At 70.4% G+C, this 15,908-nt stretch carries 17 protein-coding genes; 15 read left to right on the forward strand and 2 right to left on the reverse strand.

Annotated features, from left to right (window positions below):
* Nucleotides 1-2 precede the first annotated feature (2 nt).
* From glgX to WFQ05_RS14475, 3 genes are all read left to right on the forward strand, one after another.
* Entirely contained in the window at nucleotides 3-2,183 is a 2,181-nt protein-coding gene (gene glgX, locus WFQ05_RS14465; protein ID WP_337054466.1) for a glycogen debranching protein GlgX, read from the forward strand.
* Between the two features lie 5 nt (nucleotides 2,184-2,188).
* Nucleotides 2,189-3,748 carry a cryptochrome/photolyase family protein gene (locus WFQ05_RS14470; RefSeq protein ID WP_337054330.1) on the forward strand — a complete coding sequence of 520 codons (1,560 nt, stop codon included), beginning with the start codon at nucleotides 2,189-2,191 and terminating at the stop codon, nucleotides 3,746-3,748.
* A 247-nt stretch (nucleotides 3,749-3,995) separates the two neighbouring features.
* On the forward strand, nucleotides 3,996-5,465 hold the full coding sequence (locus WFQ05_RS14475) for a serine hydrolase domain-containing protein (RefSeq protein ID WP_337054331.1): 1,470 nt from the start codon (nucleotides 3,996-3,998) through the stop codon (nucleotides 5,463-5,465).
* Nucleotides 5,466-5,562: 97 nt separating this feature from the next.
* On the opposite strand, the gene WFQ05_RS14480 is transcribed toward WFQ05_RS14475, so the two are convergent.
* Nucleotides 5,563-6,459, reverse strand: a complete 897-nt coding sequence (locus WFQ05_RS14480; protein ID WP_337054332.1) for a TIGR01777 family oxidoreductase — start codon at nucleotides 6,457-6,459, stop codon at nucleotides 5,563-5,565.
* Between the two features lie 177 nt (nucleotides 6,460-6,636).
* On the opposite strand from WFQ05_RS14480, the gene WFQ05_RS14485 reads away from it, so the two are divergent.
* From WFQ05_RS14485 to WFQ05_RS14500, 4 genes are all read left to right on the forward strand, one after another.
* A complete protein-coding gene (locus WFQ05_RS14485; RefSeq protein WP_337054333.1) occupies nucleotides 6,637-7,359 on the forward strand; it encodes a DUF2242 domain-containing protein in 723 nt (240 codons plus the stop codon).
* Nucleotides 7,360-7,591: 232 nt separating this feature from the next.
* Nucleotides 7,592-7,795: a hypothetical protein gene (locus WFQ05_RS14490; protein ID WP_130516298.1), complete on the forward strand. Its 204-nt coding sequence runs from the start codon at nucleotides 7,592-7,594 to the stop codon at nucleotides 7,793-7,795.
* A 324-nt stretch (nucleotides 7,796-8,119) separates the two neighbouring features.
* Nucleotides 8,120-9,025 (forward strand): phosphogluconate dehydrogenase (NAD(+)-dependent, decarboxylating), encoded by a 906-nt coding sequence (gnd, locus tag WFQ05_RS14495; RefSeq protein WP_130516300.1) that lies wholly within the window; start codon nucleotides 8,120-8,122, stop codon nucleotides 9,023-9,025.
* Nucleotides 9,026-9,188: 163 nt separating this feature from the next.
* Nucleotides 9,189-9,998 carry a lytic transglycosylase domain-containing protein gene (locus WFQ05_RS14500; RefSeq protein ID WP_337054335.1) on the forward strand — a complete coding sequence of 270 codons (810 nt, stop codon included), beginning with the start codon at nucleotides 9,189-9,191 and terminating at the stop codon, nucleotides 9,996-9,998.
* Here the strand turns inward: WFQ05_RS14500 and WFQ05_RS14505 are convergent.
* Nucleotides 9,982-11,127, reverse strand: coding sequence for a PQQ-dependent sugar dehydrogenase (locus WFQ05_RS14505; RefSeq protein WP_337054336.1), 1,146 nt, complete (start codon nucleotides 11,125-11,127; stop codon nucleotides 9,982-9,984). The two genes, WFQ05_RS14500 and WFQ05_RS14505, sit on opposite strands and share 17 nt — an antisense overlap.
* 207 nt (nucleotides 11,128-11,334) lie before the next feature.
* Between WFQ05_RS14505 and WFQ05_RS14510 the strand changes: the two genes are divergently transcribed.
* From WFQ05_RS14510 to dusA, 8 genes are all read left to right on the forward strand, one after another.
* Nucleotides 11,335-11,874, forward strand: coding sequence for a hypothetical protein (locus tag WFQ05_RS14510; RefSeq protein WP_130525093.1), 540 nt, complete (start codon nucleotides 11,335-11,337; stop codon nucleotides 11,872-11,874).
* A 10-nt stretch (nucleotides 11,875-11,884) separates the two neighbouring features.
* On the forward strand, nucleotides 11,885-12,073 hold the full coding sequence (locus WFQ05_RS14515) for a CPXCG motif-containing cysteine-rich protein (protein ID WP_130525092.1): 189 nt from the start codon (nucleotides 11,885-11,887) through the stop codon (nucleotides 12,071-12,073).
* Nucleotides 12,074-12,127: 54 nt separating this feature from the next.
* The gene (locus tag WFQ05_RS14520; RefSeq protein ID WP_130525091.1) at nucleotides 12,128-12,499 is read left to right on the forward strand and encodes a hypothetical protein; all 372 of its coding nucleotides are present in this window, start codon (nucleotides 12,128-12,130) and stop codon (nucleotides 12,497-12,499) included.
* Nucleotides 12,500-12,727: 228 nt separating this feature from the next.
* Complete coding sequence (locus tag WFQ05_RS14525) at nucleotides 12,728-13,060, forward strand: EF-hand domain-containing protein (RefSeq protein WP_337054337.1); 333 nt, start codon at nucleotides 12,728-12,730, stop codon at nucleotides 13,058-13,060.
* 199 nt (nucleotides 13,061-13,259) lie between these two features.
* On the forward strand, nucleotides 13,260-13,520 hold the full coding sequence (locus WFQ05_RS14530; RefSeq protein WP_130516314.1) for a hypothetical protein: 261 nt from the start codon (nucleotides 13,260-13,262) through the stop codon (nucleotides 13,518-13,520).
* 131 nt (nucleotides 13,521-13,651) lie between these two features.
* On the forward strand, nucleotides 13,652-14,377 hold the full coding sequence (locus tag WFQ05_RS14535) for an HAD family hydrolase (RefSeq protein ID WP_130516316.1): 726 nt from the start codon (nucleotides 13,652-13,654) through the stop codon (nucleotides 14,375-14,377).
* Nucleotides 14,374-14,835, forward strand: a complete 462-nt coding sequence (locus WFQ05_RS14540; protein ID WP_337054339.1) for a hypothetical protein — start codon at nucleotides 14,374-14,376, stop codon at nucleotides 14,833-14,835. The genes WFQ05_RS14535 and WFQ05_RS14540 overlap by 4 nt, the downstream gene beginning before the upstream one ends.
* 49 nt (nucleotides 14,836-14,884) lie before the next feature.
* Nucleotides 14,885-15,901, forward strand: coding sequence for a tRNA dihydrouridine(20/20a) synthase DusA (gene dusA / locus WFQ05_RS14545; RefSeq protein WP_337054340.1), 1,017 nt, complete (start codon nucleotides 14,885-14,887; stop codon nucleotides 15,899-15,901).
* The last annotated feature ends 7 nt before the right edge of the window (nucleotides 15,902-15,908 follow it).

Raw genomic sequence — 15,908 nt, forward strand, 5'->3', positions numbered from 1 at the left:
TCGTGCCCCCCCGCACCCGGCCGGCCCGCGCCCAGGACAAGCGTCGCCCGGTCCGCCGCTCGCGCATCCGCGAGGGCCGGCCCTTCCCGCTGGGGGCCACCTGGGACGGGCTGGGCGTGAACTTCGCCCTGTATTCGGCCAACGCCACGCGCGTGGAGCTGTGCCTGTTCGACGAGCGCGGGCGCGAGGCCGAGCGCATCGTGCTGCCCGAATACACCGACGAGATCTGGCACGGCTACCTGCCCGACGCGCGGCCCGGCCAGCTCTACGGCTATCGCGTGCACGGTCCGTACGCGCCCGACGCCGGCCATCGCTTCAACCCGTACAAGCTGCTGCTGGACCCGTACGCCAAGCAGATCGTGGGCGAGCCCAAGTGGGCGCCGCACCTGTTCGGCTACACCGTGGGCCACAAGGACAAGGACCTGTCCTTCGACCGCCGCGACAGCGCCGGCTACATGCCCAAGTGCGCGGTGATCGATCCGGCCTTCACCTGGGGCAACGACAAGCGCCTGCTCACGCCCTGGCAGCGCACGGTGATCTACGAGGCCCATATCCGCGGCCTGAGCATGACCCACCCGGGCGTGGACGAGAATCTGCGCGGCACCTTCTCGGCGCTGAAGAACGACGAGCTGGTCGAGTACATCCAGGGCCTGGGCGTGACCGCGGTCGAACTGCTGCCCGTGCACGCCTTCGCCGACGACCAGCATCTGCTCGAGCAGGACCTGTCCAACTATTGGGGCTACAACACCCTGGGCTTCTTCGCCCCGCACTCGCGCTACATGGCCACCGGCTCGGTGCACGAGTTCAAGCAGATGGTCGCGCGCCTGCACCACGCCGGGCTGGAGGTGCTGCTGGATGTGGTCTACAACCACACCGCCGAGGGCAACCAGATGGGGCCGACGCTGTCGTTCAAGGGCATCGACAACGCCAGCTACTACCGCCTGGCCGACGACCGCCGCTACTACATCAACGACACCGGCACCGGGAACACCTTCGACCTGACCAACGCCGGCGCGCTGCGCATGGTGATGGATTCGCTGCGCTACTGGGTCGCCGAGATGCACGTGGACGGCTTCCGCTTCGATCTGGCCACGATCCTGGGGCGCGAGCGGCACGGCTTCGATCCTTCCAGCGGCTTCCTCGCCGCGTGCCGGCAGGATCCGCTGCTGAGCCAGGTCAAGCTGATCGCCGAGCCCTGGGACGTCGGCCCCGGCGGCTACCAGGTCGGCGGCTTCCCGCCGGGCTGGGTGGAGTGGAACGACAAGTTCCGCGACAACGTGCGCGCGTTCTGGCGCGGCGACGAGGGCAAGCTTTCCGAGCTGGCCACGCGCCTGACCGGCAGCGCCGACCTGTTCAACCGCCGCGGCCGCCGGCCCGGCGCCTCGGTGAACTTCGTCACCGCCCACGACGGCTTCACCCTGCGCGACCTGGTCAGCTACAACGAGAAGCACAACGAAGCCAACGGCGAGGACAACCGGGACGGCACCGACAACAACCTGTCGTGCAACTACGGCGTCGAGGGACCCACCGACGACGCGCAGATCAACGCGGTGCGCGCGCGCCAGCAGCGCAACCTGCTGGCGACGCTGCTGCTGTCGCAGGGCACGCCGATGCTGCAGGCCGGCGATGAGTTCGGCCGCACCCAGGGCGGCAACAACAACGCCTACTGCCAGGACAACGCGATCAGCTGGCTGGACTGGGCGGCCGCCGCCTCGCCGGACGGCGCGGAGCTGACCCGGTTCGTGCAGCGCCTGACCGCGCTGCGCCGGCGCTATCCGCTGCTGCACCGCGCGCGCTTCTTCGATGGCAAGTTCGACGAGGAGCTGGGCATCAAGGACGTGACCTGGATGTTCCCGGACGGCACCGAGATGGCCGAGGAGGACTGGCACAACCCGCAGGCGCGCGCGCTGATGATGCGCCTGGACGGCCGCGCGCCGGCCAGCGGCCTGCGTCAGGTGGCGGCCAACGTGACCCTGCTGATGCTGCTCAACGCCAGCCCCGAGGATGTGGTGTTCCATCTGCCCACGGTCGAGGGTGAGCACTGGCGCGTGCAGATCGACACCAGCGGCCGCAGCAACGCGCTCGCGGTGCCGGCCGGCGCGGCCTGGACCGCGCTGGGCCGCTCGCTTGCGCTGATGGCGGTCGAACAGGACAGCGCCGCGTCCGCCGAGCGCGCGGGCTGAAAGCAATGCGCGCGCGGCCCGGCCTGCGCCATCTGGTGGTGGTGCTGGGCGACCAGCTCGACCCCGACTCGGCCGCACTGCACGACTTCGACCCGGACCGCGACGCGGTGTGGATGGCCGAAGTCGCGCACGAGGCCTCGCATGTGTGGAGCACCCAGCCGCGCATCGCGGTGTTCCTGGCGGCCATGCGCCACTTCCGCGATGCGCTGCGGGCCCGCGGCTGGCGCGTGGAGTACCGCGCACTGGACCGCCACGACTTCGCCACGCTCGAAGATGCGCTGGCGCACGACCTGGCCGCGCTGCGGCCGGAGAAGGTCGTCGCCGTCAGGCCGGGCGAATGGCGCCTGGCGCAGTCGCTGCCGCGGGTGGTGGCCGAGGCCGGCCTCGCCTGGAGCGAGCGGCCGGACCTGCATTTCTTCTGCGATCCGGCCGACTTCGCCGACTGGGCGCGCGGCCGGCGCGAGCTGCGCATGGAGCACTTCTACCGCTGGATCCGCCGCCGCGAGCAGGTGCTGATGGACGGCGCGCAGCCGGTGGCCGGGCGCTGGAACTTCGACGCGGACAACCGCAAGTCCTTCGGCAAGACCGGGCCGCAGAAGGTGCCGGCGCCGGCCGCCTTCCCGCCCGATGCGGTGACCGGCGAGGTGATCGCGCTGGTGCGCGCGCGCTTCGGCGACCGGCCCGGCGACCTGTCGCGCTTCGACTGGCCGCTCACCCCGGCGCAGGCGCGGCAGGCGCTGGACGACTTCGTCGCGCTGCGCCTGCCGCACTTCGGCCGCTACCAGGATGCGATGTGGACCGATCAGCCGTGGCTGTTCCATGCGCTGCTGTCGGCGGCGATGAACCTCAAGCTGATTTCCCCACGCGTGGTGGTCGAGGCGGCGGTGCGCGCCTGGCGCGACGGTCATGCGCCGATCGAGGCGGTGGAGGGCTTCGTGCGCCAGGTGATCGGATGGCGCGAGTTCGTGCGCGGGGTGTACTGGCTGCGCATGCCGGCCTTCGCCCAGGACAACGCGCTGGACGCGCGGCAGCCGCTGCCGGCCTTCTACTGGGACGGGCGCACGCACATGGTGTGCATGCGCCAGACGCTGCAGCAGACCCTGCAGCTGGGCTATGCCCACCACATCCAGCGGTTGATGGTGACCGGTGCGTTCGCGCTGATGCTCGGCGTCGCGCCGGCGCAGATCCACGCCTGGTATCTGGCGGTCTATGTCGATGCGGTCGAATGGGTGGAGCTGCCCAATACGCTGGGCATGAGCCAGTTCGCCGATGGCGGGCGCATGGTGTCCAAGCCCTATGCCGCCTCGGGCCGCTACATCCAGCGCATGTCCAACTACTGCCAGGGCTGCCGCTACGACCCGGGCGCGGCCAGCGGCGAGGACGCCTGTCCGTTCACCACCTTGTACTGGGACTTCCTGCTGCGCCACGCGCGGCGCTTCGCCGACCATCCCCGCGCGGCGCTGCAATGGCGCAGCCTGGAGCGGCTGGACGAGGAGCAGCGCGCCGCCATCGCCGCACGCGCCGCGCAGCTACGGGCGCTGCTGACGCCGCTGGCGGACGCTTGATTCGTTTCGCGCATTCCAGGCGACGCGCCTCTACGTTTGGGCTCATCACTTCTCTAGCGCTGCAGCTCGCGTCGAGCGCGGGCATACGCCGCCTTCGCCTCGCTGCGCTCAGCTGGGGCGAACGCGTAACCCTTGAGGCATTGCCTCTTCGGGGGTGCTATAAGGCGTTCCCGCGGAATTGTTCGCCGGTTGAGGAGAGACCTGGATCATGGATCGGAGCCGGAGGCACTCGTCACACGTCGCAGTGATGGCAGGACTGCTCCTCAGCGCATCCTGCTTCGCCCAGGCGGCCGACTGTCCCGCACCTGCCGAGACCGTAGGTGGGCCCAGCAACGCCCATACCCGCTATGTCGAGGCGAATCTGCTGCCCGCGGTCATCAAGCCGGGCGACAAGCCGATCCCCTTGGTCGAACGCATGCGTCAGTTCGACGTGCCGGGACTCAGCGTCGCGGTGATTCACAATGGCAAGCTCGACTGGGCACGTGGCTGGGGCCTGCGCGACACGGCGGCGTGCCTGCCCGTAACGCCGGGCACCGCGTTCCAGGCGGCATCGATCAGCAAGGCGGTGACGGCCGTCCTGGCGTTGCGGCTCGTGGAGCAGGGCAGGATCGCCCTGGATCAGGACATCAACATCGCCCTGCGTTCCTGGCAGTTGCCGAAGGATCCGAAGCTTGCTCCGAACGGCGTGACCCTCCGGGAACTGCTGAGCCATACGGCCGGGCTTGGAGTCCATGGATTCGGATCCGACTACCTGCCCGGTACGACGCCACTGCCCACCCCCGTCCAGATCCTGGACGGCGTGCCGCCCAGCCACAACGCGCCGGTGCGCAGCGTGTTGCCGGCGGGCGCGCAGTTCGAATACTCGGGCGGCGGCTATGTGGTGACGCAAGTCGCGCTTGCCGACGTGAGTGGCATCTCCTTCGCCGACCTCGCGCAACGTGAGGTGCTGGGGCCGCTCGGCATGACCCGCAGCGCCTTCGCGATGCCGCCGTCGAAGGCGATCCTGACCGACATGGCATTCGGCCATGTCAATGGCAAGCCGATTCCTGGCAACTACGTGGTTTACCCCGAGCTCGCACCCGCGGGCCTGTGGACGAGCGCCAGCGATCTGGCGCGTGTGTTGATCGACCTGCAAGCCTCGATCGCGGGCAAAAAGGGCCGCCGTCTCTCGCCCGGGATGGCGCGCGACATGATGAAGCCCGTGAAAGATAACTGGGGGCTTGGCTTTGCCTTGTACACGAACGGGGCCCCCCGTTTTGGCCACGACGGCCTGAATCAAGGATTTGAATCCTTCATGGTGGCTTACGAAGGCAAGGGCGACGGCATCGTGGCGCTGACCAACGGAGGCGATGGACGTCGGTTGATGGCGGACGTGGTCCGGGCCATCGCAACCGACTACGGTTGGCCCGACCTCGCGGTGCCGGCGACCGAGGAGAAGAAGCTGTCGCCCGAAGAGCTCTCCAAGGCCGCCGGTCGCTATGTGGGGGGCGGGCTCGACGTCGTGCTTGAGGCGCGCCCGGAGGGCTTGTTCGCCAACGCAGGCGCTCCGGTCGCCGAGCGATTGATCACGTTGTCTCCGACCCGCTTCCGCTCCGAATCCATGGGGATCACGGTCGAGTTCGCGCCCGATTTCTCGAGCGGCACCATGATCGAGGGAGGTCCTCCGATGAGGTTGGTGCGCGTTGAAAACCCCTCCTCGCCTGCGAGTAAGCACTGAGCGATCGCTCGGGCGTTGACCGCAGGTCTTGGCTTGAATCCCGCCGATGTCGAAGCTCGGCGTTGCGGGGCGGCGATACAGGCGACCGGGATCGGCCTCAGGCCTCGTGCTCCAGGCTGCGCGCCAGCGCGTCGTCGAGGGTGGGGTAGAGGAACTGGAAGCCCTGGCCCTGGGCGCGGGCCGGGATCACGCGCTGGCCGTCGATCAGCATCTGGCCCATTTCGCCGAACGCCGCCTTCAGCGCGAAGCCGGGCGTCGGCAGCAGGGTGGGGCGGTGCAGGGCGCGGCCCAGTGCGGCGGCGAAGTCGCGCTGCCGCACCGGCCCGGGCGCGGTGCCGTTGACCGGGCCCTCCAGCGTGTCCTGTTCGATCAGCCACACGATCAGGCGCACCAGGTCCTCGCGCTGGATCCAGCTGAACCACTGCTCGCCGCTGCCGATCGGCCCGCCCAGGCCCAGCCGGTACGGCGTCAGCAGCTGCTGCAGTGCGCCGCCGCCGCCGTCCAGGACCACGCCGGTGCGCAGGCAGACCGTACGCACGCCGAGCTGCTGGGCCGGCCAGGCCGCGGCCTCCCAGTCGGCTGCCAGGTGCGCGCCGAAATCCTCGCCAGGCGGGTCGGTTTCGGTCAGCGGGGTGTCGTCGCTCGGCCCGTAGTAGCCGATGGCCGAGCCGGAGACCAGCACCGCCGGACGCACGGTCAGGCCCTGCATCCAGGCCAGCAGCGCCTCGGTGGTACGCAGGCGCGATTCGCGCAGCTGCTGCTTGTAGCGCTCGGTCCAGCGCTGCCCGGCCAGCGGCGCGCCGGCCAGGTTGATCACCGCATCGGCGCCGCCGGCGCCTTCGATGTCGGCCAGCAGGCGCACGCCCTGCGGCAGCACCTCGGCCGCCGCCTGCAGGTCGCGCGAGACCACGCTGACCTGCCAGCCGCGGGCCAGCAGCACCGGGCACAGGGCCTGGCCGATGAAGCCGCTGCCGCCGGTGATCAGCACCTGCATGGGGGATGCCTCCTGTCCAGATTTCCCGGCAGGGTAGGTGGCGTCTCGTGATGGCGCCGTGCGACGTGCGCGCCCGGGCCGAACGCCGACTGAGCGGGTCGCAGGGACGGATGAAACCGATTTCGCGCGTCGGGGTTATCCTTCAAGGGTTTCCATCAGCACGTCCGGCCGGTCCCCATGCCCAATCGCCTGTTCTCCCTCGTCCCTCTGACCGCTGTCCTGCTGCTGGCCGGCTGCGGCCATATGCCGTTCGAGAAGAAGGGCGAGATGCTGGCCAAGGAGAACTTCGATTCGGACGGCACCTACTCGCGCACCTTCGACCGCTCGCCCGAGCAGGTCTGCGAGGCCTCGCGCCGCGCGCTGCTGAGCCAGGGCTATGTGGTCAGCCGTTCGGACGCCTCCACGGTGGAGGCCAACAAGAACTTCCAGCCCGAGCCGGAAGTGCACGAACAGGTCGCCATCCGCGTCTCGTGCGTGGCCCAGGCCTCGGGCGAGTCGTGGGTGTTCGCCAGCGCCACCCAGGATCGTTACAACCTGCGCAAGTCCAATACCTCGGCCAGCGTGGGCACCGCGCTGGGCTCGCTGTCGCTGCCCTTCGGCAGCACCGACGACTCGCTGGTGCGCGTGGCCAGCTTGACCGTGCAGCAGCCCACCTTCTATCGCTCGTTCTTCGCCCTGGTCGAGCGCTACCTGCCGCCCCCGCCGCCGAAGAAGCCCAAGACCGACGCCGCGGCCAAGCCGGCCGAAACCCCGCCGCCGGCCCCGCAGCCGCTGCAGCCGCAGCCGGTGGGCGAGTCCATCCCGGTCCCGGCCAGCGAGGCCAAGCCGGCCGACGGCACCCTGGTGCCCCAGTCGACGGCGCCGGCCACGACGCCTTCGCAGGCGCCCGACGCGCTCTGACCGCGCCGGCTGCGTGGGTCGACCGGCCAGGCCGCCTTCGGGCGGCCTTTGTCGTTTCAGGGCGGGTCCTGTGGCGTCCGACTGGGGAAGACGCTGGGTCGTCACGAGATTGTGGGCTCGGTGTCCCGGTTGCCCGGATCTCGCTGCGCCGCACCTGGGTCATGCAGCCGATCTTCATCCGGGCGGGCCTAGGCTCGTGCCTCACATCGACAGCCTCGGGAGGGACGACACGATGGACACCCGCTATTTCGTCACGCAGGACAGCACCGGCGAGCGCCGCCGGGTGCGCATTCTCCCTGCGCCAGCCGGCGGCACCGACGCCGGCCATCCGCACGACCGTTACGCGCTGGACGACGGCTCGCCGGTGCGGCGCGTGGACAACGAGACCTTCCAGGTCATCGGCAGCGGCGCCTACGTCACGCTGGTGCGCGACTGACATCAGGCCCCGGCTCTTCGGCGCCTGCTGCGGCTCCTCCCCTTTCGCGCAGCGAAGGGGGAGGTTGGGAGGGGGTGCTTTGCCTTCCCCGCGAAGCGCGACCCCTCCCCTCAGTCGCTAGCCGCGACTTCGAGCTCCCCTTGGCCTGCGGCCAAAGGGCGGGGGCGCAGCGATGCCGCACACGCCACCCGACGCCACCCTCTGCCCGCCACTGCAACGATGCGGTGCGGGCCCTGCCATGGTCCGCATACCCGCCGCTCACGGAGGCGACCTATCCTTGTCGTCTTCGCGCATACGCGCCTGGCATCGAAAGAGGACACGCTGATGGAACTGGGTATGGTCGGACTGGGCAGGATGGGGGCCAACATGGCGCAGCGGCTGGCGCAGGGCGGCCATACGGTCAGCGGCTTCGATCCATCGCCCGAGGCGCGTCAGCGCGTCGCCGCCCAGGGCATCACCCCCGCCGACTCGCTGCAGGCGCTGGTCGCCGGGCTGTCAGCGCCGCGCGTGGTCTGGCTGATGGTGCCGGCCGGCAAGATCGTCGACGACACCCTGGACACGCTGCTGCCGCTGCTGGCCAAGGGCGACATCGTCATCGACGGCGGCAACTCGTTCTACCAGGACACCTTGCGCCGCGCCCAGCGCCTGCAGGAGGCCGGCCTGCACTACGTCGACTGCGGCACCAGCGGCGGCGTGTGGGGCCTGACCGAGGGCTACAGCATGATGGTCGGCGGCGCCGACGACGCGCTGGCCCTGCTCAAGCCGATCTTCGAGACGCTGGCGCCGTCGCCGACCACCGGCTGGGGGCATGTCGGACCGACCGGCGCCGGCCACTTCACCAAGATGGTCCACAACGGCGTCGAGTACGGAATGATGCAGGCCTATGCCGAGGGCTTCGCCATCCTCGAGCGCAAGGCCGATTTCAAGCTCGATCTGCACCAGGTTGCGCAGATCTGGCAGACCGGCTCGGTGGTGCGCTCCTGGCTACTGGACCTGACCGCCGATGCGCTGAAGCAGAACCCGACCATGGCCGGCATCGCGCCCTACGTGGAGGACTCCGGCGAGGGCCGCTGGACCGCCAAGGAGGCGCTGGACCTGGACGTGTCCGCGCCGGTGATCACCCTGTCCCTGCTCGAGCGCCTGCGCTCGCGCGAGAAGGACTCCTTCGCCGACAAGCTGCTGGCGGCGATGCGCAACGGCTTCGGCGGGCATCGCATCACCAAGGAGTAAGCGCGGTTCAAGCCCGGGGTTCCCCCGTCCCGCGGGAACCGGGAGATGTCCCGAGAGAAGCCCCAAGGCGCTGGGTTCCCGCGTTAGCGGGAACGACGGCTGGGGCGGGCCGACGCTTCGGCCAACACGCACCGCTGACGCGCACTGGCCATACTCGCGCGCCATGCGCGCGCTCGCCCTGCTCCTGCTGTGCCTGATCGTCTCGCCGCCGGCGCTGGCGCGCACGGTCTATCGCTGCGTCCGCGAGGGCACGTTGAGCCTGTCCACCGCACCCGAGCCGGGCTCCAGGTGCGAGGCGGTGCAACTGGACGACAACGCCGTGCAGACGCCCGACCTGTGGGGGCGCATGGGCGTCTTCAGCGGCACCCTGTACGAGCGCGAGCAGGACGGGTTCAAGGTCTACGGCACGCGCAAGCTGCCCGGTGCGGTGCCGTACCTGCGCTTCACCGTGGCCACGCCGCCGGGCGAGCCGGCGCACGCCGGCCTTGGCCAGGTCGGCACGCCCAGGCTGGATGCCTGGCCCAAGCTGTTCGCCGCCGCGGCCAGGCGCAATCAGGTCGAGGACGCGCTGCTGCGCGCCATCGCCCATGCCGAAAGCGGCTTCGATGCCGCCGCGGTGTCGCCCAAGGGCGCGCAGGGCGTGATGCAGCTGCTGCCGGGCACCCAGCGCGATTACGGGGTGGCCGATCCGTTCTCGCCCGAGCAGTCCATCGCCGCCGGCGCGCGCCACCTGCGCTGGCTGCTGCGCCGCTACGACGGCGACCGCACGCGCGCGCTGGCCGCCTACAACGCCGGCGTCGGCGCGGTGGAACGCTACGACGGCGTGCCGCCCTACGCGGAGACGCGCGCCTATGTCGACAAGGTCGAGGCGCTGCTTGCGCGTTACCGGCAGGCGCTGGGCACCGCGCCGCTGCGCCCGGCCGACGCGGTGCCGCGGCCAGCGCCTGCCGCCGGGCTCACGCCTTCGGGGTGAGCTTGATCAGGTGTCCGGCGCCGGCGTCCTCGCCGTCTTCCAGCAGGTACAAGGCGCCGTCCGGCCCCTGCTCGATCTCACGGATGCGCTGGCCCATGTCATAGCGCGCGGCCTCGCGCGCCTGCGTGCCGTTGAACTCCACCCGCACCAGCGCCTGCGAGGAGAGCCCGCCGATGAAGCCGTCGCCCTTCCAGTCCGGGAACAGGCGGCCCGAATAGATCACGAAGCCCGCCGGCGAGATCACCGGCGTCCAGGTGATCTTGGGCGCGGCGAACTCCGGGCGCGTGGCATGGTCCGGGATCGGGCGCCCGTCGTAGTGGTCGCCATTGGAGACGATCGGATAGCCGTAGTTGGCGCCGCGCTCGACCAGGTTGAGCTCGTCGCCGCCCTTGGGGCCCATCTCGTGTTCCCACAGCCGGCCCTGCGCGTCGAAGGCCAGGCCCAGGATGTTGCGGTGGCCCAGCGACCAGACCTGCGCGGCCACGCCGCCCTGGGCGGCGAAGGGATTGTCCGGCGGCACGCTGCCGTCGTCGTTGAGCCGGATGATCTTGCCCAGGTTGCTGGCCATGTCCTGGGCCGGGTCGAACTTCTGCCGTTCGCTGGAGCTGATCCACAGCTTGCCGTCGCGGTCGAACGCAAGCCGGTGCCCGTAATGCCCCTGGCCGCTGACCTTGGGCACCTGGCGCCAGATCACCTGCAGGTCCTGCAGCGCACCGCCGCCGGCCGTGTCCAGCTCCAGCTTGGCGCGCGCGACCGCGGCGCCGCGGGTGTCGCCTTCGCCGGCCTCCGCATAGCTCAGATACACCCAGTGGTTCTGCGCGAACTGCGGGTGCGGCAGCACGTCGCCGAACCCGCCCTGGCCGCCATAAGCAACCTTGGGCACGCCGGAAATCCGGGTGGCGTTGCCGGTCTTGAAGTCGAACAGCTGCAGCTGGCCGCGCTTCTCGGTCACCAGCAGGCGACCATCCGGCAGGAAGGCCATTGCCCAGGGCTCGTCGAAGCGGTGCACCCGCATAGCGGTGAAGGGCAGGGCGCCGGAGGCCGCCTCGGGCGCGGCCGCGCCGCTGCAGGCGGCCACCGCCAGCAGGGTGGGCAGCAGGGCCAGGCGCAGACGATGGGGAAGCGGCATGGCGCGAAGCTCTCGAAGTGCGCTGACGCGCGGAATCGCGGTTGTAACCGCTGGCCGGCGCGCAGTTGTTCAGGCCGCGTCAGGCTGACCGGTTCGTCACCGGCGCCGTCGCGCCAGCCGCCCACGCGCAAAAAGTGACACTTGGCATCTTGCGCGGCAGGTCCCCGGGTTCCACGCTGCGTCCTGCCCTCGCTAGGAATCTCGCCCATGCCCGCCCACGCCGTGTCGCCGCTGACGCCGTACCTGCCCATGGTGGCGATCGCCTTCCTGTACTACCGGCGCATCCGCCGCAGCTTCGGGCGCCAGCCCTGGCGACCGGTGCGCGCGGGGATCCGCCTGGGGATGCTGGCGCTGGTCACGGTGCTGCTGATCGTGCTGGGTTTCCTGATTCCGCACGTGGCGCCGGGGCTGGTGCTGGGCGCCCTGGCCGGCGCCGGGCTGGGCCTGCTGGCGCTGCGGCACACGCACAGCGAATGGCGCGACGGGCAGGGTTGGTACACGCCCAATCCCTGGATCGGCGCGCTGCTGATGGTCCTGCTGCTGGGGCGGCTGGCGTTTCGCTGGGCCAGCGGCGCCTTCGCCGGCGGCGCCGCCATGGCCGGCTCGCAGGCCAGTCCGTTGACGCTGGGCATGGCCGCGGCGCTGGTGATGTACTCGCTGGTGCACGTGGGCGGGCTGTGGCTGCGCATGCGCACGCTGCGTGAGCATGCGCCGGTCGCCCCACCGCCGCCGCCCACCGTGTCCTGAGCCACGCCAGATGCTCGACTTCCAGCTGATCCACTGCCCGTACTGCGGCGAGCCCTTGGAGATCGCCGTGGACGCCTCGGCCGGCGATGCCGACTACATCGAGGACTGCCAGGTGTGCTGCCGCCCGATCGCCATCGCCCTGCGCCTGGACGAAGAAGGCGATGCGCAGATCGCCGCGCGCGCGGAGAACGACGCCTGACCGGCCGCCTGGCGCTGCTACAGTGACTCCAGTCCCGTACCGCGTCCCCACCCCATGAATCTGCCGCTGCATTTCGGCCTGCTTGGCGCCCTGGAAGCCGGTGCCATCGCCTTCGTCATCGGCCTGCTGGTGTACGCGGTCTGGCACGCCATCGCCGCGCGCACCGGGCTGCATCATTCTCACGCGATCGGATGGAGCTGCGTGATCGCCGTGGCGATCGGTGCCGGCATCGACGCCTGGCATCTGTTCTCGCTGGGCGTGGTCAAGCTGGAATCCCCGGTGTACGCGCGCTTGGCCCTGCAGCGCATCCACGATCCGGACGCGCTGGGGACGCGTGTGGCCCTGGAGGCGATCGGCGCGGTGGTCGGCGTGGTGCTGTCGCGCCTGGGATTCAGCGCGCGTTCCTCGGCGCGCAACGCCGTCTGAGCCGCGTCGAGGCGCACAGCGCGCGGACTCGGTCACGCGATCAACGCCAGCCTGACGTTCTGCCCACGCTTCGCTAACGACGGGCCTAACGCCGATCGAGGCGTGGCGGGTTAACGGCGCGTTGGTCGCGGGTTCGCGGCACTGGTGGAGTTCATGCCGCCCCGCGCAGGGTGTGTGCCATGTGCCGTGCAGCGGCGCATGTCCCCGATGCAGAAGAGGTGCCCGCGCATGAAGCGTCTTCGATTCCACGCGTTCCCGCTGTTGCTGCTGTCCAGCAGCGTCCTGGTCGCGCCTGCATTGGCGCAGTCGCAGCAGCCCACACCGGCGCCGGCCGCCGCCGCATCTCCGGCGCCTGACCAGCGCCAGCAGCGTTGGGACGATCTTGATGCCAACCATGATGGCTCCATCAGCAAGGCCGAGGCAGCCGGCAACGCCGGACTGTCGCAGGTGTTTGACCAGGTCGACGCCAATGCCGACGGCGCCGTGTCGCTGGACGAGTACAAGGCCTTCGTGACCCAGCACTACGGGCCCGGCGCCGGCGAACCGGCTCCCGGCCGATAAGCGGACCCATCGTCCAGGTCCTGCCGGGCGAGAATCCGCACGCCGTCGCGTTTTCCGCTTGACCGCGGCGTGAAGACGGCGTTTCATGCGCGAGAGGCGCCGCCTTCACGGGTGCCTGGTCGCACCTTACCTGTTCTGCCCACCCCCTCGCGTCCGCGCGTTATCCGCGCATGGCGTCCCGCACCCAAGGAGTTTTCTGATGAAGATCCGCAACACGCTGCTGGCCTCGGCCGCCCTGGCCGCCACCCTCGCCCTGACCGCCTGCGGCCCGAAGGCCGACGAAACCGCCCCGGCGGCCTCGACTCCGGTCGAATCCACCGCCCCGGCCGAGACCACCACCCCGCCGGTCGAGTCGACCGCCCCGGCCGAGACTTCGGCTCCGGCCGAGACCACCATGCCGGCTGAGACCACCGCCCCGGCCGAGACGACCACGCCGCCGGAGAGCAAGCCGGCTGCCTGATCCCAGGCACCGCAAGTCCGGCCGGCATCTCGTCGGCCGGGCCTAGGCGAACAGAACGGGCGACCCTTGCGGGTCGCCCGTTTTGCTTGGGCATCGCTATCCTGTACAGCTCACGTCTCACAGGAGTGGCCATGCCACGGATCGACTGGGTCGGCTTCGACGGCGACGACACGCTGTGGAAGAGCGAGGACTACTACCGCGCGGCCGAGGCCGCGTTCGAGCAGATCATCGGCCACTACATCGACCTGGGCGACCGCCGTACCCAGCAGCATCTGCTGGCGGTCGAGCGGCGCAATCTGCGCGTGTTCGGCTATGGCGTCAAAGGCATGACCCTGTCGATGATCGAGGCGGCCATCGAGCTGACCGCACAGCGCATCAGCACCCAGCACGTGCAGGACATCATCGCCATCGGTCGGGCCACGCTGGATCATCCGGTGGAACTGATCGACGGCATCCGCCCGGCCGTGGAAGCCATCGCCGCGCGCCACCGCATCGTGCTGATCACCAAGGGTGACCTGTTCCATCAGGAAGCCAAGATCGTCAAGTGCGGGCTGTCGGACCTGTTCCACCGCATCGAGGTGGTGTCGGAGAAGGACACGCCCACCTACCAGCGCGTGCTCGACGAACTGGACGTGCGGCCCGAGCGCTTCGCCATGATCGGCAACTCGCTGCGCTCGGATATCGCGCCGGTGGTGGGCCTGGGCGGTTGGGGCATCCACATGCCGTATCACGTGACCTGGGCGCACGAGGCCGAGCACGACCTGGCCGAGAACACCCCGCGCCTGCTCCAGGTGCAGGACGCGCGCGAACTGCCCGGCGCGCTGGCCCGGATCGAGTCCGGCCTCGAAGCGCCATGAACTGGCGCGCGCTGGTCTGCGCGGCGGCCCTGCTGACGGTGCCGGCCATGCCTGCGATCGCGCAGCAGGCCGCGTCCCCGTCCACACCGGCCTACGCCCCGGACACCGGCGATGCCTGGATCGATGCGCGGCTGCGCGACCTGGGCGCCTACGCGCCGCGCTATCCCGACGCCTTCGTCGACGAGATCGCGCGCTACCTGGATGCGCCGCGTGCCTACGTCGTCGCACTGGGGCAGCAGCCCAACTGGGCGCCCGGCGACGTGTACTACGCCTGCGCCCTGGCCAAGGCGCTGGCCCAGCCCTGCCGCACCGTGGTGCGCGCCCGCACCCAGGACGACAGCGACGGCTGGCAGGGCGTCGCCCAGCGCCTGACCGGCAAGGGCAAGCCGATCCCCTATCGCACCGTGCGCACCCTGCTGCGCACCAGCTACGCCCACTGGGCCCGGCCGCTGGACTGAGCGGCGCAAGTCTGGCCGCTCACGTCGATAGCCTAGAATCGCAGGCGAAATGAACGCGCCCACCACGCCTCCGCAGGATCACGCCGCGACTGTCGCCCCCAAGCTGTCCGTCGCCCCCATGATGGACTGGACCGACCGCCATTGCCGGGCGTTCCATCGGGTGCTGGCGCCGGGCGCCTTGCTTTACACCGAGATGGTCCATGCCAATGCGGTGCTGCAGGGCGATCGGCAGCGGCTGCTCGGCTATGACGCCTCCGAGCATCCGGTGGCGCTGCAGCTGGGCGGCAGCGAGCCCGAGCGGCTGGCCGCGGCCGCGCGCATCGGGCAGGACTACGGCTACGACGAGGTCAACCTCAATGTCGGCTGCCCCTCCGACCGGGTGCAGGCCGGGCGCTTCGGCGCCTGCCTGATGAAGGAGCCGGCGCTGGTGGCCGAGTGCATCGCCGCCATGCGCGCGGCGGTGTCCATCCCGGTCACGGTCAAGTGCCGGCTGGGCGTGGACGAGCTGGAGGACTACGCGCACTTCGCCGGCTTCATCGACACGGTCGCCGCGACCGGCTGTGACACCTTCATCGTCCACGCGCGCAAGGCCTGGCTCGATGGCCTGTCGCCCAAGGAGAACCGCGAGATCCCGCCGCTGCGCTACGAGTGGGCCTACCGGCTCAAGCGCGAGCGTCCGCAGCTGACGATCTCGCTCAATGGCGGCATCGCCGACCTGGAGGCGATCGCCACGCACCTGACGCAGGTCGATGCGGTGATGCTGGGCCGCGCGGCCTATCACGATCCCTGCCTGCTGCATCGCGCCGATGCGCAGCTGGCCGGCACGCAGGTGCGCCCGCGCGAGGAACTGCTGCGCGCGCTGCGCCCTTACGTCGAGGCGGCGCTGGCGCGCGGTGTCGCGCTCAAGCACATCACCCGCCACGTGCTGGGCCTGTATGCCGGCCAGCCGGGCGGGCGCCAGTTCCGCCAGATCCTGAGCGAAGGCGCGCATCGCCCCGGTGCCGACTGGTCGCTGGTCGAACGCGCGCTGGCCGCCACCGGCGCGCCGCTGACCGCCGCCGCCTGAGGCCGGT

It is taken from the genome of Pseudoxanthomonas sp. USHLN014, from assembly GCF_037153335.1.
Taxonomy (GTDB): domain Bacteria; phylum Pseudomonadota; class Gammaproteobacteria; order Xanthomonadales; family Xanthomonadaceae; genus Pseudoxanthomonas_A; species Pseudoxanthomonas_A winnipegensis.